The organism is Kribbella sandramycini (assembly GCF_013131805.1).
Classification (GTDB): domain Bacteria; phylum Actinomycetota; class Actinomycetes; order Propionibacteriales; family Kribbellaceae; genus Kribbella; species Kribbella sandramycini.
In genome coordinates, this window is record NZ_JABJRC010000001.1 from 1,505,287 (window position 1) to 1,524,424 (window position 19,138).

The 19,138-nt window shown below is 70.2% G+C and carries 16 protein-coding genes; 11 read left to right on the top strand and 5 right to left on the bottom strand.

The features are described from left to right. The first annotated feature begins 56 nt into the window (after positions 1–56). On the top strand, positions 57–1,325 hold the full coding sequence (locus HPO96_RS06755) for an SLC13 family permease (RefSeq protein ID WP_337796524.1): 1,269 nt from the start codon (positions 57–59) through the stop codon (positions 1,323–1,325). Beyond that, positions 1,319–2,716 (top strand): carboxyl transferase domain-containing protein, encoded by a 1,398-nt coding sequence (locus HPO96_RS06760; RefSeq protein ID WP_171671916.1) that lies wholly within the window; start codon positions 1,319–1,321, stop codon positions 2,714–2,716. Before HPO96_RS06755 ends, HPO96_RS06760 begins: the two co-directional genes overlap by 7 nt. Here the strand turns inward: HPO96_RS06760 and HPO96_RS06765 are convergent. The 5 genes from HPO96_RS06765 to HPO96_RS06785 form a co-directional block, all read right to left on the bottom strand. Then, the gene (locus tag HPO96_RS06765; protein WP_171671917.1) at positions 2,697–2,876 is read right to left on the bottom strand and encodes an alpha/beta fold hydrolase; all 180 of its coding nucleotides are present in this window, start codon (positions 2,874–2,876) and stop codon (positions 2,697–2,699) included. The two genes, HPO96_RS06760 and HPO96_RS06765, sit on opposite strands and share 20 nt — an antisense overlap. A 60-nt stretch (positions 2,877–2,936) precedes the next feature. Beyond that, on the bottom strand, positions 2,937–3,503 hold the full coding sequence (locus HPO96_RS06770; RefSeq protein ID WP_171671919.1) for a DUF3105 domain-containing protein: 567 nt from the start codon (positions 3,501–3,503) through the stop codon (positions 2,937–2,939). Continuing rightward, on the bottom strand, positions 3,500–4,714 hold the full coding sequence (locus tag HPO96_RS06775; RefSeq protein WP_171671920.1) for a hypothetical protein: 1,215 nt from the start codon (positions 4,712–4,714) through the stop codon (positions 3,500–3,502). The genes HPO96_RS06770 and HPO96_RS06775 overlap by 4 nt, the downstream gene beginning before the upstream one ends. After that, positions 4,711–5,802, bottom strand: coding sequence for a HesA/MoeB/ThiF family protein (locus HPO96_RS06780; protein WP_171671922.1), 1,092 nt, complete (start codon positions 5,800–5,802; stop codon positions 4,711–4,713). Before HPO96_RS06780 ends, HPO96_RS06775 begins: the two co-directional genes overlap by 4 nt. A 329-nt stretch (positions 5,803–6,131) precedes the next feature. After that, entirely contained in the window at positions 6,132–7,214 is a 1,083-nt protein-coding gene (locus tag HPO96_RS06785) for an aldo/keto reductase (RefSeq protein WP_202885519.1), read from the bottom strand. A gap of 149 nt (positions 7,215–7,363) precedes the next feature. On the opposite strand from HPO96_RS06785, the gene HPO96_RS06790 reads away from it, so the two are divergent. The 9 genes from HPO96_RS06790 (at position 7,364) to HPO96_RS39535 (ending at position 19,138) form a co-directional block, all read left to right on the top strand. Continuing rightward, positions 7,364–8,239 carry an AraC family transcriptional regulator gene (locus tag HPO96_RS06790; protein WP_202885520.1) on the top strand — a complete coding sequence of 292 codons (876 nt, stop codon included), beginning with the start codon at positions 7,364–7,366 and terminating at the stop codon, positions 8,237–8,239. Positions 8,240–8,298: 59 nt separating this feature from the next. Beyond that, entirely contained in the window at positions 8,299–9,423 is a 1,125-nt protein-coding gene (locus HPO96_RS06795) for an inositol-3-phosphate synthase (RefSeq protein WP_171671924.1), read from the top strand. Beyond that, positions 9,417–10,280 carry an SCO3242 family prenyltransferase gene (locus tag HPO96_RS06800; protein WP_337796525.1) on the top strand — a complete coding sequence of 288 codons (864 nt, stop codon included), beginning with the start codon at positions 9,417–9,419 and terminating at the stop codon, positions 10,278–10,280. Before HPO96_RS06795 ends, HPO96_RS06800 begins: the two co-directional genes overlap by 7 nt. Further along, positions 10,277–11,101 carry a sugar phosphate isomerase/epimerase family protein gene (locus HPO96_RS06805; protein WP_171671926.1) on the top strand — a complete coding sequence of 275 codons (825 nt, stop codon included), beginning with the start codon at positions 10,277–10,279 and terminating at the stop codon, positions 11,099–11,101. Before HPO96_RS06800 ends, HPO96_RS06805 begins: the two co-directional genes overlap by 4 nt. After that, complete coding sequence (locus HPO96_RS06810) at positions 11,098–11,649, top strand: EboA domain-containing protein (RefSeq protein WP_171671927.1); 552 nt, start codon at positions 11,098–11,100, stop codon at positions 11,647–11,649. Before HPO96_RS06805 ends, HPO96_RS06810 begins: the two co-directional genes overlap by 4 nt. 8 nt (positions 11,650–11,657) lie before the next feature. Continuing rightward, on the top strand, positions 11,658–12,509 hold the full coding sequence (locus HPO96_RS06815) for a TatD family hydrolase (RefSeq protein ID WP_171671929.1): 852 nt from the start codon (positions 11,658–11,660) through the stop codon (positions 12,507–12,509). Beyond that, entirely contained in the window at positions 12,506–13,654 is a 1,149-nt protein-coding gene (eboE, locus tag HPO96_RS06820; RefSeq protein ID WP_171671931.1) for a metabolite traffic protein EboE, read from the top strand. Before HPO96_RS06815 ends, eboE begins: the two co-directional genes overlap by 4 nt. Continuing rightward, entirely contained in the window at positions 13,651–15,030 is a 1,380-nt protein-coding gene (locus HPO96_RS06825) for an alkaline phosphatase family protein (RefSeq protein WP_171671932.1), read from the top strand. The genes eboE and HPO96_RS06825 overlap by 4 nt, the downstream gene beginning before the upstream one ends. Before the next feature lie 316 nt (positions 15,031–15,346). Continuing rightward, positions 15,347–19,138 carry a LamG-like jellyroll fold domain-containing protein gene (locus tag HPO96_RS39535; protein ID WP_171671934.1) on the top strand — a complete coding sequence of 1,264 codons (3,792 nt, stop codon included), beginning with the start codon at positions 15,347–15,349 and terminating at the stop codon, positions 19,136–19,138.

A 19,138-nucleotide genomic window follows, 5' to 3' on the forward strand; every position in this document is an offset into this window, starting at 1 on the left:
TGACAAGATGGCTCACTGGACTATTGGCTAGGCCACTGAACCATAACATTGACACTGTGATCCTGGGGGGCACCGTGGGACCGGAATGGGTAGCGATCCTGGCGCTGGTCGCGCTGTTCGTGGTGGGGACCGTGCTACCGATCAACATGGGCGCACTGGCGTACGTCGCCGCCTGGCTGGTCGGGATGTACTCGCTGAAACTCAGCGAGAAGGAGATTCTGGCCGGGATCAGCGGTGATCTCGTCCTGACGCTGATCGGCGTCACGTTCTTGTTCGGGATAGCGAAGAACAACGGCACCGTCGACCTGATAGTCCGGGGCGCCGTCCGCGGGGTGGGCGGGCGGGTCGCGCTGATCCCGTGGGTGATGTTCGCGGTCACCGCCGTGCTGACCGCGATCGGCGCCGCGAGCCCGGCGGCGTGCGCGATCATCGGGCCGATCGCCCTCGGCTTCGCCGCGCGATATCAGATCAACCCGCTGATGATGGGGATGTTCGTCGTCCACGGCGCGCAGGGCGGCGGGTTCTCGCCGATCAGCATCTACGGCACGATCACCAACTCGGTGATGGCCGACAACGGCCTGCCGAACAGCGAGCTGACCGTCTTCCTGTCCAGCCTGGCCGTCAACCTCGTGATGGCGATCATCCTGTTCGTGCTGCTCGGCGGCCGCAAACTGCTGTCCCAGCGCGCCGACAAGACCGAACCGGCGGACGCCGAGACGCCGCTGGGCGCGCGCCGGGATCAGATCCTGACGCTGATCGCGTTCCTCGGCGTCGCGGTCGTCGCGCTGGTCTTCGACAAGAACATCGGCTTCGTCGCGATCACGGCCGCTGTGCTGCTCGCGATCCTGTCGCCGATCAAGAACAAGGACGCCGCCAAGCAGGTCGCCTGGCCGACCGTCCTGCTGGTCGCCGGCGTCAGCACGTACGCCGCGATCCTCACCGAGGCCGGCTCGCCGCAGTTCGTCGGCAAGTGGGCCGCGGGCCTCGGCGCGGCGGTGATCGGCGCGCTCGTGCTCTGCTACGTCGGCGGCGTCGTCTCCGCATTCGCCTCGTCGACCGCGCTGCTGCCGGTGATCATCCCGATCGCGCTGCCGCTGATCGCGCACGGCCACCTGAACGCCGGCCTGTTCGTCGCGGCCCTCGCGGTCGCCTCGACGATCGTCGACGTCAGCCCGTTCTCCACCAACGGCGCGCTGATGCTGGCGAACCGGCCGGACACGATCACCGAACCCGTGTACTACAAGCAGATCCTGACCTACAGCGTGATCGTGGTCGTCGTCGGGCCGCTGCTGGTCTGGGCCGCGCTGGTGGCGCCGGGATGGTGACCACGTTGAGCGCCGCGCAGGGATTGATCGACGCGTTCCTCGACGACGGCTCGTTCGAGTCGTGGGACCAGCCGGCCGTCCACGTCGCCGATCCGGAGTACCAGGAGCAGTTACGCCGAGCCGCCGAGCGCTCCGGGACGGACGAGGCCGTGCTGACCGGCCGGGGCACCGTGCACGGCCGCCCGGTGGTCGTGCTGGTCAGCGAGTTCGCGTTCCTGGCCGGCTCGATCGGCCGGGTCGCCGCGGAGCGGATCACCAGCGCCGTACGCCGAGCCACCGCCGAAGGGCTCCCGATCGTGGCGTCCACCGCCTCGGGCGGGACGCGCGTCCAGGAAGGGGCGCCGGCCTTCGTCGAGATGATCTCGATCTCGACCGCGATCATGGCGCACAAGGCCGCCGGGCTGCCGTATCTGGTCCATCTGCGGCACCCGACGACCGGCGGCGTGTTCGCGTCCTGGGGTTCGCTCGGCCATGTGACCGTGGCCGAGCCGGGCGCGCTGACCGGGTTCCTCGGCCCGAAGGTGTTCGAGGCCTTACACGGTGCGGAGTTCCCCGAAGGGGTGCAGACCGCGGAGAACCTGGCCGCGCACGGAGTGATCGACGGCGTGGTCTCGATGGCCGATCTGCCGGTGCTGCTCGACCGGGCGCTCGGCGTCCTGGTCGATCCGCCGGTCGCGCCGCGGTTGCCGCGGCGTACCGGCTCGATCGACCCGGGCGACGCCTGGGCCTCGGTGCTGCGGACGCGGCGTCCGGAGCGGGCCGGCGTCCGCGATCTGTTGCGGTACGGCGCGACCGGGACGGTCCGGCTGACCGAGCCGGATGCGAGTGTGCTGGTCGCGCTGACGCGCCTCGACGGGCAGCCTTGTGTGGTGGTCGGCCAGGATCGGTCCCAGTCGAAGCCGATGGGCCCGGCGGCGCTCCGGCAGGCGCGGCGCGGGATGAACCTGGCCGAGTCGCTCGGGCTGCCGTTGGTGACCGTGATCGACACTCCGGGCGCCGAGCTGTCCCCGGCGGCCGAGGAGGGCGGGCTGGCCGGGGAGATCGCGCAGTGCATCGCGACGCTGGCCACGCTGACCGTTCCGACGCTCGCGATCCTGCTCGGGCAAGGCACGGGCGGCGGCGCGCTGGCGTTGCTACCGGCCAAGACCGTCATCGCGCCTGAGCACGCGTGGCTCGCTCCGCTCCCGCCGGAGGGTGCGAGCCAGATCGTCCATCACGATGTCGAGCACGCCGCGGCCATGGCGCGGCAGCAGCGAATCAGCGCGCTCGATCTGCACGTCAGCCGGATGATCCACCAGCTGATTCCGGAGAACGACGCCGACACCGCGCAGTCCCTGGCGGTCGCCGTCGTCGCGGAGGCGGCCGCGCAGCTCAGTCGGCAATCCGCGTAACGATCGCGGGCATCGTCGTGCATACGTGCCGGGTCGACCCGACACTCGGCAGGTCGACCGTCTCGACGCGCCGGCCGTCGAGCGAATCACGTAAAGCCTGCCAGCACCACGAGCCGTGCCAGGCGCCGTGAACCAGCAGCAGAGCGGGACGTTCTGACATGGCCTCAGTGCACGCCCGCTCCCCCGACGGCAGCAAGAGGTCGCTTCCACTGGGCGGAACTCAGGAGGTAAGGCAGTCGGTGGCTCCGTTGCGCCATTGGTGGTCGTAGCGGCCGGCGACCTTGGTGACGAAGGATTCGATGGCGTCGGCGTCGATGGTGGGGGACTTTTGCAGGCGTTGCCAGGCGGTGAGGGCGATGCCGGTGCTGAGGGTGGGGTGTGGTGCGACGACGACGTCGCGCGGGTGGCGGCGTCCGACGCGCTCCAGGCGATCGATGTCGGCGGGCGAGGTGCCAGGCGCGTACTGGAGGAGGACATGGCCGTGTTCGAGGATGTGGACCTGAAGCTCCGGCGGGATGGGCGATCGGTAGATGCCGGGGATGACGACGCGGGGTGAGTGCGGGCCGGAGGTGGGCGGGTCGGTGCGGTAGGGGTCGTGCGGGGCGTTGCTGTAGGCGAGGTGCCGGTTGCCTTCGAAGGGTTGCGGCGTGCCGGGGACCTCGTTGCAGGGCAGGGCTTCGCGGTCGGTGAACTGACCGAGCAGGACGCCGAACGCGAAGCTGGACATGGTGATCACGCTGAGCGTGGTGACGAGGATGCCGACGAGCAGGCCGGCCCGTTGTCTCATCGGGCGGCCCGGCGGCGGTTGCGGATCGCGACGCCGACTGGGAGGAAGACGTTCAGGGACGTGAAGGCGAGCAAGATCAGGCCCTCCCACCAGTAGAGGCTCAGGACGGGCGCCTGGGCGATGACCCCGAACGCCCAGCCGAAGGTGACTTTCGCGCTCGGGACGATGAAGTGGATCGCGAACCAGACCATCCAGATCAGACCGGCGACGTACAGCAGGCGGTACCAGCGCGCGACGCGCAGGTCGCGTGCGGCGGCCGTGTCGAGCACGGTCTGCTCCTCCGGCTTGAGCCGGCGGACCAGGCGCTTCAGCGACAGCCGGGTGACTTGGTGCAGGTTGCCACAGCCGGTCGCGGTGGACATCACGAGATACATGTCGGTGCGCAGGTAGGCCAAGGTCTGGAAGGCGAGTTTCGCGACCTGGCTGAGCACGACCATCGCGAGGATCCGGATCAGCATCGGCGACAGGTCGATCCAGCCGCGCGACCAGGCGTACCGCGGCGCGACGGCGAGGAACAGGACGACGCTGTCGATCGCCATCCCGGCCAGGAACGGCCCGTAGCGTTTGGCCGGCGGCAGCGCCCACAACCCCGACAGGTCGGTCTCGAGCACCGGGAAGATGCCCCGGCGCTCCAGCCGCAACCGCGACGGGATGCCGACCGCCGCGCCCGCGAACGCATGCCAGGCCTCGTGCAGGAAGGTCAGCAGGATCACCACCACGTTGGTGACCAGCAGGCTCAGCACGATATCCGGGAAGACGAACGTGTCCTCGTACGTCGGGCGCAGCGACGGCTCCAGCCCGAACATCACCAGCGTCGCGACCAGGCAGGCGACGTACGCCGCCCACGCCACCGGCCCGAAGAACGGCCGGACCAGCCAGGACGGGATCCGCGACACCGCCCAGTGCCGCGCCTCGTCGCGCACCGCCGTGGCGGCGGGATCGGCAGCCGGACGGGCGATCCCGGCTTCGACGAGGGCCGCCGCGAAGTCGGCCGCGTCGATCGCCTCGCCGGTCTCCCGCTCCAGCTCGGCAGCCGCCGCTGCGACCGAACTGCCGGCCGCCAGCAGCTCGACCAGCCGGGCGCCGGCTTCCGGGACGACGATGAAGTCGCCGGTCGCCGGGTCGCCAACGACGTACTCGTCGTCGGCCTCGCGCCGGACGATCACCCCGGCGAGGTCGAGCCGGGAGTCGGCGTCGATCACCTGGGTCATGTCCACCCGCAGGTTGGGCAGGTGACGCCGGGGGTCGGGCGGACGGTGTAGTGGTAGGTCAGGTCGGTCAGGCTGAGGTGGAACATCAGACCGCGCGTCGTGGTCGGGATGCCGGCGAGGTGGTAGACGGCGTCCAATGCGGCCAGATGGCCGGTGAGGTTCGCGGTCGGGGCGATCACGGCGTGACCGGTGAACGGGAACAGATCCTCCGGCTCTTGGCCGTGCTGCTCCCGCAGGCGGTCGCGGACACTCGGCAGACAGTCCGGGCAACAGGTCTCCCCCGGTACGAAGAGTCCGACGACAGCCATCGGACCGGCGTACTGCGCTTGCATCCACGGCGTCCGGGTCCGCAGGGCGGCCGCGTTCGTCCACTCGCGAATGGTGTGCATCGGCTGGTCGGCGCAGAGGATGAGCAGATCGCCTTGGTCCATCAGATAGGCGACGGCGTCGGCGGAGTCGACCTTGAGCTCCTCGCCGGTGACGACGGCGTGCTTGTTGATCTTGCTCAGCCGCTCGACCGCGACCGGAATCTTCGGTTTGCCGAGGTCCTCCTCGGTGTAGAGCAACTGGCGAGTGAGGTTACCGGCCTCGATCACGTCGAAATCCGCACAGTGCACCGCGCCGACGCCGGCCGCGACCAGCGAGGCGGCGACCGCGGATCCGGTGCCGCCGAGGCCGAGGACGACGACTTTGCTCGCCTTGAGTCGTGACTGGACGTCGTACCGGGACACGCGTGGCGTCAGGTCGACCCAGGCGTAATAGGTGTGCGCACGGTCGTAGCGATCGAGCTCCTCGGGGCTCAGGTTGCCGGGCGGCGGCGCGGCGGCGTCCTCGACGTAGCCGGCATCGATGATCGCCTGCAGTGCGTCGGTCGCCTCGTCCGGTGTCAGCTCGGGCCGATCGGCGGTCAGCTGCTCGACGATCTCGGTGCGACTCCGGCTGCCGTCCATCAGCCCGAGTAGTTGCCAGACCATCCCGTCGGGGTCGTCGATCTCGGCGCCGATCCCCTGTTGTCTCCCCCCGATCGTGACCAGGGCCGGCGTCAGCCGGACCGGTTTGTGGATCCCCTTCACGCGCGGTTTCTCCATCGAGCCCTCCCCAGAGCGCGAACCGGGACGTGGTCGCCCACGCCCCGGCTCCGAATCAAACGCTGCGACTAGCCACAGACCTCGTTACGGCAACCGGGGTCGGTGACGATGATCGCCGTGGTCTCCAGCTTCTCGAGCCGGCGAACCATGATCTTGCGCGGCTCCGGCTTGGTCTCGACCTTCTCCATGACGGTTTCCCCTCTTGTTCGGGCGGTAACTGCGTAACTACGGCGGGCCCACCGCGAGCCTCAGTAGAACATCGATTTCCGGCACTGCCCATTGGGGAAATCCCGATGATTTCGGCCCTCTTTCAAACCCTCGAACGAATTTCAGTACCGCTCGGCCGGCTCGCCGAGGATCTCCAGCCGCCCGTACGCCGAGCCGTCCACGGTGAGCCCCGGGAACTGCAGCAGCGGCGCGAGCAAGGCATTGTTTTCGGCCGGGAAGTTCAGCGCCGGCGCCGAGACCGCCGCGAGCCGCGCCCGGGCGTCGGCGGGCAGATCGAGGGCCAGCGACTTCAGGTTCGCCCGGAGCTGCTCGGGACGCCGCGCGCCGAGAATCGTGGTGGTCAGGCCCGCACCGTCCCGGACCCAGGCCAGCGCGACCTCGGCCGCGCTCACCCCGAGCTCGGTCGCGACCTCGCGGACGGCGTCCAGGATCGGGTAAGTCGCGGCCGGCGGCTGCTGAGCCCGGCTCCGGGCCGTGTCGGCCGGTTCGGTCGGACCGGCGCCGAACTTGCCGGCCAGCCAGCCGCCCTTGAGCGGCGACCAGGCGAAGGCGCCGACGCCGAGACTGCGGGCCATCGGGAGCAGCTCGCCTTCAATCGTCCGCTCCAGCAGCGAGTACTCGGCCTGGATCGCGATCGGCGCCGACCAGCCGCGCAGCCGGGCCGTCGTGATCGCCTCGGCCGTCGCCCACGCCGGGACGTCGGAGAACCCGGCGTACCGGATCTTCCCGGCGGTGACGAGGTCGTCGAGGGTCCGCAGCGTCTCGTCGAGCGGGGTGCCGGGGTCGAAGTTGTGCAGCCAGTAGATGTCCAGATGGTCGGTGCGCAGGCGGCGTAACGAGTCGTGCAGCTGGTGCAGGATCGCCTTGCGGCCCGCGCCGCCGCCGTTCGGATCGCCGGCGTGCAGGTTCGCGAAGAACTTCGAGCCCACGACGAGCCGGTCGCGCACCCCGGGGTGGGCGGCCAGCCAGTCGCCGATGATCACCTCGGAATGGCCGAAGGTGTAGATGTTCGCGGTGTCGATCGAGTTGCCGCCGGCGTCGACGTACTCGTCGAGCATCCGCTCGGAGTCCGCGACCGAGGCGCCCCAGCCGTGGTCCTCGCCGAAGGTCATCGTGCCCAGGGTCGCCGGGCTGATCCGCAGGCCCGAGCCGGGCACGGTGCGATAGGAATCCAATGTGGTCATGTGATCGAGTCTTCGCCGCGGCGGCCGGCGTCCGTAGACCGATTCGCCCGGCTTCTTGCCTGATCGGCTCACCTGCGCCGGGATCGGGCAACCGGCGGGTTTACTGGAGGACGTGGACGCTGACCGCACTGCGGGACCTGGTACTCACGATGACCGGCGCCCCGGATCGGCGGATCGAGATCGGCGGGATGTCGCTGGTCCAGGCGTCGCGGACGACGCGGCCGCTGGGCTCGACCACGACGCCGACCGTCGGTCTGGTGTTGCAGGGCGCCAAGCAGTCGGCGCTCGGCGACCAGGTCTACGACTACCGGGCGGGTGAGTTCCTGGTGGTGACGGTTGATCTGCCGCTGGTCGGGCGGATCTCCGAGGCCTCCGAGCGGACGCCGTTCGTCGGGCTCGGGCTGCCGCTGCGGAAGGAGCTGATCGCCGCCTTGTTACTGGAGTCGCCTGATCAGGGCCGGCGTTCCGCGGTGCGGAGTACGCCGGCCCTCGCGGTCAGCACCGCAGACGACCAGTTGCTGGACGCGATCACCCGGTTGCTGCGGCTGTCCCGGCGTCCGGCGGACTACGCAGTCCTTGCCCCGGGCATCATCCGGGAGATCCACTGGTGGTTGCTGACCGGGTCGCAGCAGTCCCTGGTCCGGCAGTTGGGTGACACCGAGTCCGGTACGACGCTGGTCGCGGCCGCCGTCCGGTGGATCCAGGAGCACGTGGATCAGCCGCTCCGGGTCGATGAGCTGGCGGCCGGAGTCGCGGCCGGTGTGTCGACGCTGAACCGGCATTTCCGGGCGGCGACCCGGTTGAGCCCGTTGCAGTATCAGAAAGCGCTGCGGCTGCAGCAGGCGCGGCTCGCGCTGCTGTCCTCCGGCGCCGACGTCGCGCGGATCGGGCATCAGGTCGGATACACCTCACTCTCTCAGTTCAGCCGCGAGTACCGCAGGATGTTCGGCGTGCCGCCGTCCGTTGACCGGATCCCGGGCCCAGGTTCGGACAAGCGCTTCCCAGAAGGGATTGCAGCACCTTAGAGTTCCGCTGCCACGGATCGTTTACCGTCCAAGCACTTTCCGTGGCGTGAGGAGCTTCCATGCGTCCACGTGTTGGTGTCTGGTTGTTCGGAGCACGCGGATCGGTCGCGACCACGACCGTGGCCGGCGCCGCGGCGCTGGCGCACGGCGCGCCACCGGCCGGGGTCGTCACGGCTCAGCCGGCGTTCGCCGGCGCGGGCCTGGCCCCGATCGAGAGCCTGGTCTTCGGCGGTCACGACGTGATCGACACTCCGCTCGCCAAACAAGTCGAGCGGCTGATCGCCGGCGGGGTGCTCCCGGCCGGGCTGAATGCCCTGATCACCGCGGAACTGGCCGCGGCCGAGCGGAACCTGGTGGTCCTCCCGGTCGCAGCCACCCAGGCCGAGGCGATCCGGCGGATGGCCGAGGACCTGCGCGCGTTCCGGTTGCGCAACGACCTCGATCACGTCGTCGCGATCAACGTCGCGTCGACGGAGCCGCCGGCCGAGGTCGGGTTCACCGAGCTGCCCGAGCTGCGGGCCGCGCTGGACGCCGGGACGCCGTTACCCGCGAGCTGTGCGGCCGCGCTGGCGGCCTTCGAGGCGGGGGCGTCCTTCATCGACTTCACCCCGTCGACGTCGATCCGGCCGCCGGTGATCCGCGAATGGGCCGTCGAGCGCGGGCTGCCGTTCGGCGGGCAGGATGCGAAGACCGGCGAGACGCTGGTGAAGACCGTCCTCGCGCCGATGTTCACTGCCCGCTCGCTGCCCGTGCACGCCTGGTCGGGGACCAACCTGCTCGGCGGCGGCGACGGCGCGACCCTCGCCGATCCGCGCGCGGCCGAGTCCAAGAACGTCTCCAAGGAGCGCGGCCTGTCCGACCTCCTCGGGCCGGACGTCGCCGGTCAGGTCCACATCGATTACGTCGACCCGCTCGGCGACTGGAAGACCGCCTGGGACCACGTGCTCTTCTCCGGTTTCCTCGGCGTCCGCATGACGTTGCAGTTCACCTGGCAGGGCTGTGACTCCGCCCTCGCGGCGCCGCTCGTGCTGGACCTGGCCCGGCTGTCGGCCCTCGCGCTCCAGCGCGGTCACGTCGGTTCGATGCCCTTCCTCGGCTTCTACTTCAAAGACCCCGTCGACTCGACCGAGCACTCGTTGACCGTCCAGTACGACGAGCTGGTGAAGTGGGTCCAGGCGTGCTGAGGGCGCTCGTGGAGCTGGTGCGGGCGCCGGCTGCGTTGACGGTGCCTGGTGATGTGCTCGCGGGCGCGGTCGCCGCCGGTGATCTCCGGGTCGGCCGGGCGGTCGGGTTGTCGGCGTCGTCCATCTGTATCTACTGGGCCGGGATGGCGCTGAACGACTGGGCCGACCGCGAGCTCGACGCGGTCGAGCGGCCCGAGCGGCCGATCCCCTCGGGCCGCGTGCCGGCCGGCACGGCTTTCAACCTCGCCGCCGGCCTGACCGCCGGCGGCCTCGCCCTCTCCGCGCTCAGCGGCGGCAAATCAACCCTCGCCACCTCGACCGCCCTCGCCGCCACCGCCTGGACCTACGACGTCTACGCCAAGAACACCATCGCCGGCCCCGCCGTCATGGCCTCCGCCCGAGCCCTCGACGTCCTCGTCGGCGCCGGCCCCACCCGCCGCCGAGCCCTCGCCCCCGCCCTAGCCGTAGGCGCCCACATCCTCGGCGTAACCACCCTCTCCCGAGGCGAAGTCCACGGCAGCACCCCCACCCCAGCCCGCGCCTCACTAGCCGCCACCACCGCCCTGACTCTCACCACCGCCCGCCCGTCGCGGATTGCCTCCGCGCACGTCGGCAGGCAGGTGATCACGGCAGCGCTTGCCGGGTGGTTTGCTCGGGCGGTGGGGCCGGCTCAGACGGCGGCTGCTCGGGCGCCGGAGGCGGCTAATGTGCGGCGGGCGGTGGGGGCTGGGATTCATGGGCTGGTGCCCTTGCAGGCGGCTTGGATTGCTCGGGGTGGGGCGCCGCGGTTGGGGGCTGGGCTGGTGCTTGCGTTGCCGCTGGTGAAGGCGCTGGCGAAGAAGGTGTCGTCGACATGAGGCTGGGTTACGGGACGAACGGGTTCGCCAATCATCGGCTGGCCGACGCGCTGGCCGTGATCGCCGACCTGGGGTACGACGGGGTCGCGTTGACGGTCGACCACAATCACCTGGATCCGTTCGGCAGTGGGTTGCGGGAGCGCACGGCCGAGGTCGGGCGGTTGCTGGAGCGGTACGGGTTGAGTGTGGTGATCGAAACGGGTGGGCGGTACGTGCTCGATCCGTTCCGCAAACACGAGCCGACGCTGCTGCACACGGACGGCGCGGAGCTACGCGTCGACCTGCTGCAGCGGGCGATCCAGATCTCGGCCGACCTCGGCGCGGACGCCGTCTCGTTCTGGTCCGGGACGCTCCCCCCGGACGTCGAACCGACGGTCGGCTGGCAGCGGCTGGTCGCGGGGTGCGCCAAGATCGCGAGCTACGCCGCCGATCGCGGCGTCCGGCTGGGGTTCGAGCCCGAGCCCGGCATGCTCGTCGACGACCTGGCCGGCTACCTGAAGCTGCAGGCCGAGGTGGGCAGTGACGCCCTGGGCCTCACCCTCGACATCGGGCACCTCGTCTGCAACGAGCCGCAGTCCCCGCCCGACTGCATCCGCACCGGCGCGCCGTATCTGGTGAACGTGCAGATCGACGACATGCGCCCAGGCGTACATGAGCACCTCGAGTTCGGTACCGGAGAGGTCGACTTCCCGCCGGTCTTCGAGGCGCTCCGCGAGATCGGGTACACCGGCCTGGTCGCCGTCGAGCTCCCCCGGCACTCGCACGCCGCCCCGGCCGTCGCCCGCGACTCGATCGACTTCCTCCGAAAGGCTCAGCAATGAAGGCCGCCGAGCTGACCGTCGATGTGGCCGAGCTCCGCGACCGCCCGCTCGCGGAGGTGTTCCCGGCGGTCGGCCGGATCGTCGGGCGGGAGCTGCTCGGGAACGGCTGGACCGCCGACGAAGCCGCCCGGGCCGTGTTGTTGTCCACCGCGAGCGCCGCCGAGATCACCGAGCTGTACCGGTACGGCGACGCCGCGGAGAAACGCGCCGTCCTCAAGGCCCTCGCGCTGGACGAGGTCGCCGACACCATGAGCGCACACGGTGTCGGCCTCCTCGACGACGCGATCCGCACCAACGATCCGCGGCTGATCACGGCCGCGCTCGGATCGGCGTACGCCACCGCGAAGTTGCCGATCGCAACTTTCCGGCAGGCGGTCCTGAAATGCGTCTTCTCCGGAATCCCGCTGGCCGAGGTCGACGGCCTGCCGGACCGGGCGGACGCCGAGCTGCTCCGGATGATGTCCGATTTCGCGGCGGAGAGGAGGGCCGCGGGCCGCGCCGTACCCGCCGATCTGACGCCGTACCTCAGCAGTCCTGACGAGAGGTGACTCGACCGATGCGCATCTTCGACCCGCACATCCACATGACGTCCCGGACCACCGACGACTACGCGGCGATGGCCGCGCACGGCGTCCGGGCGGTCGTCGAACCGGCCTTCTGGCTCGGCCAGCCGCGGACCAGCGCCGCGTCGTTCGTCGACTACTTCGACTCGCTGATCGGCTGGGAGCCGTTCCGCGCCTCGCAGTACGGGATCAAGCACCACTGCACGATCGCGCTGAACCCGAAGGAGGCGAACGACCCGCGCTGCCGCGAGGTGCTCGCCCTGCTGCCGCGGTACCTGGCCAAGGACGGCGTGGTCGCGGTCGGCGAGGTCGGGTACGACTCGATGACGCCGGCCGAGGACGAGGTGTTCGCCGAGCAGCTGGCGCTCGCGGTCCGGTTCGGCCTGCCCGCGCTCGTGCACACGCCGCACCGGGACAAGGCGACCGGGACGACGCGGACGCTCGACGTCGTCCGCGAGTCCGGCATCCCCGCCGAGCATGTCGTGGTCGACCACCTGAACGAGGTGACCGTCGAAGAGGTCGCGAACTCGGGCTGCTGGATGGGCTTCTCGATCTACCCCGACACCAAGATGGACCCCGATCGGATGGTCGCGATCCTGCAGCGGTTCGGCACCGAGCGGATCCTGGTCAACTCCGCCGCCGACTGGGGCCGCTCCGACCCGCTGCGCACCTACGCGACCGCCCAGGCGATGCTTGCCGCCGGGTTCACCGACGACGACGTCGATCAGGTGCTCTGGCGGAACCCGGTCGCCTTCTACGGCCAGTCCGGGCGGCTCGACCTGACCGATACCGAACCGGCGCAGACCTACGCCGGGAACTCGATCCTGCGAGGTGCACCGGCATGAGGTTCCGCCATCCCGACGGCTCGCTCGTCCACTTGGCGTACTGCACCAACGTCCACCCGGCCGAGGATCTGGACGGCGTGATCGCTCAGCTCGACGGGTGTTCGGCGCTGGTCCGCAAGGAGCTGGACGTCCCGGTGCTCGGCGTCGGCCTGTGGCTCGCGTACCGGCTCGCCAACCAGCTGGCCAACTCCCCCGACGCCCTGCACCGGCTCCGCCAGGCGCTGGACCGCAACGGCCTCGAGGTCGTCACGCTGAACGGCTTCCCGTACGCCGGGTTCCACGACGAGGTGGTCGGGAAGAAGGTCTACCTGCCGGACTGGACGCATCCCGAGCGGCTGCACTACACCCGCGATCTGGTCGACGTGCTGGCGCAGTTGCTGCCGGAGGACGCGGCGTACGGGTCGATCTCGACACTGCCGCTGGGCTGGCGGGAGCCGTGGTCCGCCGAGCAGGACACGCGGGCGCGGGCGGCGATCAGCCGGCTGGAGATGCATCTGGCCCGGACCGAGGAGACGACCGGACGGCGGATCCGGGTCGCGTTCGAGCCGGAGCCGGGGTGTGTGATCGAGGTCGTGCCGCAGGGGGCCGAGTGGTTGGCGCCGTACGGCGCGGCCGGGCGGATCGGATTGTGTCTGGACACGTGTCACCTGGCTGTTCAGTTCGAGGAGCCGGGTACGGCGTTCGGCGTCCTCGAGCGAGCCGGGGTGCCGATCGTGAAGAGTCAGGTGTCGGCGGCGCTGCACGTCACGGACCCCGGTGACGTGGAGGCGCGGCGGCTGTTGGACGAGTTCGCCGAGCCGAAGTTCTTACATCAGACGCGGGAGCTGGGCGGCGGCGCGATCGACAACTTGGACGCGGTGGCCGAGTTGTCGGGGGCGGCGCCGTGGCGGGTGCATTTCCATGTGCCGGTGCACGCCGCGCCGCGGCCGCCGTTGAGCAGTACGACGGATGTGCTGGGTGACTCGCTGACCCGGCTGGTCGGCGGCGAGCATCCGCGCACACTGCATTTGGAGTCGGAGACCTACACCTGGTCGGTGCTCCCGTCGTCCCCGCGGGACACCCAGGAGCTGGCCGAAGGGATCGCCGGCGAGCTGGCCTGGTTGCGGGACCGCATCACCGCTCTTGGACTGGAGGAAGTCAAGTGAGCCGCCAAGTAGTCGTCATCGACGTCGTCGGACTGACCCCGCGTCTGCTGCGCAAGATGCCGCGGTTGCGGTCGTTGCCGTTGAGCAGGGAGCTGGGGACGGTGTTGCCGGCCGTGACGTGTTCGGCGCAGGCGACCTTCCTGACCGGCACGTTGCCCAGTGAGCACGGGATCGTCGGGAACGGCTGGTACTTCCGCGATCTCGGCGAGGTCTTCCTGTGGCGGCAGCACAACCGGCTCGTCCAGGGTGAGAAGCTGTGGGACGTCGCTCGGCGGTCCAACCCGGCGTACAAGGTCGCCAACGTCTGCTGGTGGTACGCGATGGGCGCGGAGACCGACCTGCTCGTCACCCCGCGGCCGATCTACTACGCCGACGGCCGCAAGGCGCCGGACTGTTACACCCGTCCGGTCGAGCTGCACGACCGGCTGACCGGCAAACTCGGCGACTTCCCGTTGTTCACCTATTGGGGGCCGACGGCAAGTATCAGGTCGAGCCAATGGATCGTGGACGCCTCCCGGCAGATCCTTGCCGAGGACAACCCCGACCTGCTGCTCACCTACATCCCGCACCTCGACTACGACCTGCAGCGGTACGGCGCGTCGTCCGTCCAGGCCACCCGGGCCGCGATCGAGCTGGACGGCGTCCTCGCGCCGCTCCTGGACGACGCCGAGGCCCGCGGCGCGACCGTCGTCGTGCTCTCCGAGTACGGCATCACCGACGTCAGCCGTCCGGTCGACATCAACCGCCTGCTCCGCCGTGAAGGCCTGCTGGAGGTCTACACCCAGGACGGGATGGAGTACCTCGATCCCTGGGCCTCCCGCGCGTTCGCCGTCGCCGACCACCAGATCGCGCACGTCTACGTGCAGGACCCGGCCGACCTCGAACCGGTCGCCAAACTGCTGGCCGGTCTCCCCGGCGTCGCCGAACTGTTGGATGCCGAAGGCAAGAAAGCCCACGGCCTCGACCACGAACGCGCCGGCGAACTCGTCGCCGTCGCCGACCCCGACGCCTGGTTCACCTACTACTACTGGCTCGACGACGCCCGCGCCCCCGACTTTGCCCGCAGCGTCGAGATTCACCGCAAACCCGGCTACGACCCCGCTGAACTCTTCTTCGACCCCAACGATCCCCTGGTCAAACCCCGCGCCGCCTCCTACCTGCTCCGCAAGAAGCTCGGCTTCCGCTACGCCATGCAAGTAGTCCCCCTCGACCCCGCCCCCGTCCGCGGCTCCCACGGCCGCCTCCCCGCCGACCCCGAAGACGGCCCCGTCTTCCTCAGCACCGACCCCAACCTGGCCCCCGAAGGCCCCATCCGCGCCACCGCCGTCCGCGACCTCCTCCTCAAAGCCGCCGGCATCCCGTCGGTAAGGACATGAGGTAGTCGTCTCCGCGGGCTCCACCCACGCCTCGGCCGACCGCGGAAACCCCCACCGCAGGCGGGTACCTCATGTCGTTGGCGACGCCCGCTCAAGGTTGGGTTAAGGGGCGGAGCGGGGTGCGTGTTTAGCGTGAACGGGCTGCGGTGGTTGCCGTGGGGAGTCCGGGTGTTGGGAGCGGCCTGTGTGGGGTTGGCGGCGGGTTTGGGTTGTCGGAGTGCTGGTCGTGGGGTTGGTGGTGGGAGCGGGCGCGCCCGGGTGGGCGACCGTGGAACCGCCTGATGGGGAGGTGCCGCGGGTTGAGTGTCCGGCGGGGGTGAAGGGGGCTGAGGGGGAGTTCGAGGCCTATCGGCTGGCGCTGGCTTGTGGGGTGCCGGTTGAGGTGGTGGGGCTCAGGGGGAACGACCGGGAGGCGTTTGCTACGCCGGCCGGGTTGTTGGAGACCAAGATCGCGGTGGAGCCGTATCGGGTCAGGGATGCGGGCGGGGGCTGGGTTGGGATCGATCCGACGTTGGTGGGGCGGGACGACGGGTCGGCCCGGGCCAAGGCGACGGTGATCGGGGTTGAGGTTGGGGGCGCGGGCGCGGGGCCGTTCGTGACGGCTACTGATCCGGACGGCGGGGTGCTGTCGCTGACTTGGCCGAAGGGGGAGCTACCGGAGCCGGTGCTCGCCGGCGCCGTGGCGACGTACCCGAATGTGTTGCCTGATGTCGACCTGACGGTTCAGGCGGAAGCGGTCGGGTTCTCGTGGGCGCTCGTGGTGAAGACGGCGGAGGCCGCGCAGAACCCAGAACTGGCCACGATCCGGGTCGGGATCACGACGGTCGGGCTGACGGTTGCCGAGGACGCCGAGTCCGGTCGCCTCGACGTACTGGACGCGGACGGCGACGTCGTGTTCGAAGCCGGCCAAGGCCTGATGTGGGACGCCCAACAGATGGCGGACGTCGACGTACGCCGAACCGCCACCGGGCTCACCTTGGTCCCCGACACCGCGATGCTGAAGGCCAAGAACCTGAAGTTCCCGCTGTACATCGACCCGCCGTTCACCTCGACCCGCAAGGCCTGGGCGAACGTCTTCCAGGGCCGCCCCACCCAGGGCTGGACCGGCGACACCAGCTGGCCGCGGGACGGCGGGATGCGGGTCGGCCGCGACACCTGGAGCAACTGCGGTGACGGCTGCGGCCTCTGGCGCTCGGCGATCAAAGTCGACATCGGCAAGCTGAACGGCAAACACATCGCCTCCGCGAGCGTCAACCTGCTGCAGACCCACACCGGCGGCTGCGCTGCGCAGAACCTCCAGCTGTGGCGCACCGCCGAGATCTCCAACGGCACCTCCTGGAACGGCGTCGACTGGCTGTACGGCGATCCGCTCCAAACCAAGTCGGTCCCGTCGTCCAACACGACCGGCTGCTCCGGCAAGTCCGACGAGTGGGTCGAGTTCGACGGCGCGAACGTCCGCAAACGCGTCCAGTCCGCCGCCGACCACAACTACGACGCGATCAGCTTCGGACTGCGTTCGTCCGACGAGGGCTCGCGGGACGCGTGGCGCCGGATCAAGACCTCGTCCGTCCAGCTGCACGTCACCTATTACATCTACCCGCCGCACCCCGATCGCCTGACGGTCGACGGCGCCGGCTGCGACCCGACCGAGTCCGGTTCGCCCTGGGTCACCGAGCGGTACCCGACCTTCTCCGCCCGCGCGCGGTCCTCGGAGTCCGAGCCGGTCTACCTCCGCTTCCGCGTCCGCAAGGTCGCCGAGGAGACCAACTACTACTGGTACCGGACGCCGGACCCGCTGGCCGCGAACACGACGTCCGCCAAGAAGTCGACGACCGCACTCCCCGACGGCGCCTACAAGTGGCAGGCGCGGAGTGACTCGCAACAGACCGACGCGGTGAACTCGGGCTACACGAGCTACTGCTACTTCAAGGTCGACGCCACCACGCCGACGGTCCCGACGGTCACGGGGCCGACCGGCGCCGTCACCGAAGGCTCGACCGTCAGCCTGGCCGTAGCCGCGACGGACCCGATCGTCAACGGCTCCCGCTCCGGCCTGGCCCGGTTCGAGTACTCGTGGAACACCGACACCTACGACCAGCGGCTCGCCTCGACCGGGACGGCGACGATCAAGCGGACGGCGGTCACCGCCGGCCGGCACGTCCTCTACCTCCGCGCGGTCGATGCCGCCGGCAACATCTCCGGCCGTAAGGTCTTCACCTTCTTCGCCGGCCGGCTCATCCCGGCGACGCCGATGGCCGCCTGGCGGCTCGGCGGCGACCTCGCCGACGACACCGGCCACGGCAAGGACCTGACCGTGCTGACCGGCGCGCCGACCTTCACCACCGATGCCAACGGCAACGTCGCGGCGGCCTTCGACGGCAACGACTGCCTCCAGGCGCCGACCGCGATCCGGACGGACGCCGCGTTCAGCGTCGCGCTCTCGGTCCGCCTGGACGCCCCGAACGGCTACACCAAAGTCCTTGCCCAGGGCAATCTCAAACACTCGATGTACCAGATCCAGCACAACGGCGCCGACAACCGCTGGTCGTTCTCCCTCGTCGACTCTCCCGGTGACACCTACGGCTGGAAGAGCGTCACGGTGGCCAACCCCGTCCCGTACGGCGAGTGGCTGCGCATCGTCGCGACCTACGACCCGGACGCCGGTCTGTCCCGGATCTACCTCAACGGCGTCCTGGCCGGTGAGCTCGCGGTCAACTTCACTCCGTGGAACGCGACCGGCTTCTTCAGCCTCGGCTGCCTCCCGACGTCAGCCGGCGGCGCCTCGCACGCGCTCACCGGCGCCGTGGAGAACGTCGGCGTCTGGCAGGGCCTGCTGACCCCGGCCGCGATCAAGGCCGGCGCCGAGCTTCCGTCCGGCGAGATCGCCCATTGGGACCTCCGCGGCGACGGCTCCGACAGCAGCGGCTTCGGCCGCGACCTGACGCTGCCCGAGTCCGCACAGCAGAGCTTCGACCCGTTCGGTCGCCCCGACGGCGCGCTCGTCCTCGACGGCCGGTCCTGTGCGACGACCGGTACGCCGATCGCGCCGTCCGACGCGCCGTTCGGCTTCGGGGCCTGGGTGAAACCGACCCAGGTGAAGGGCGGTCGCCAGGTGCTGTTCGCCCAGGACGGCGGCTTCACCCTGCTGATCACCGCCGAGGGCCGGTGGGAGGTCGAGCCGGCAGCCGGCGGTATGGCGCCCCGCAGCGCTGGTTCGTACACACCGCCCAAGGCCGACTGGCAGTACGTCGAGTTCCAGTACGAGGGCGCCGGCCGCTGGATCGTCAGCGTCAACGGCAGCCGCGGCGAGAACTGGACCCGCGGCATCCCCGGCCGAACCCAAGCGCCGTTGACCGTCGGCTGCGCCAAGGGCACGCAGGACTACTTCACCGGCATGCTGCACGACATCCAGGTGTGGCGCGGCAGCAAACCGGTGACGTCGGTCAAAGCCTCGCCACCCGCCGAGGTCGCGTCCTGGTGGGCCCTGGAGGAGAACGGCCTCGACGAGACGCCGAACAACCGCGATCTCACCTTCGCCGGGACCCCGCGCTACAACGACGGCTGGTGGGACAACCCCGACAGCGCCCTCGAACTGACCGGCACGACCAGCGCGGCAACCAATACGCCGGTCGTCGCCACCGATGAGTCCTTCACGGTCGCGGCCTGGGTCCGGCTCGACGCGCTCGACACCGATCAGACCGTCGTATCGGCGTCCGGTGCGAACAACACCGCGTTCCGCCTGCGGTTCAACACGACCCTGCAGCAGTTCGAGTTCGGGATGGCGAGCGAGGACGTCAGCGACGTCACCGGCCGCTGGGTCCGCGGCGGATCCGCGCCGACTGCCGGCGCCTGGACCTTCCTGGTCGGCAGCTTCGACCTGCGCGCCAAGACGATCCGTCTGTTCGTGAACGGCGCCGAGGTCGCGAGCGGCCCCGGCCCGGACCGCCCGTGGAACGCCGCCGGCCCACTCGTGCTCGGCGCGGCCGACACGACCGCCGGCGCGCCGTTCCACCACCTCGAGGGCCGCGTGGACGACGTCGTGGTCTGGCGCCACGTCGTCTCCCCGCGGGCGATCAAGAACATGTCCGGTACGACCGAGGGGAGCTGA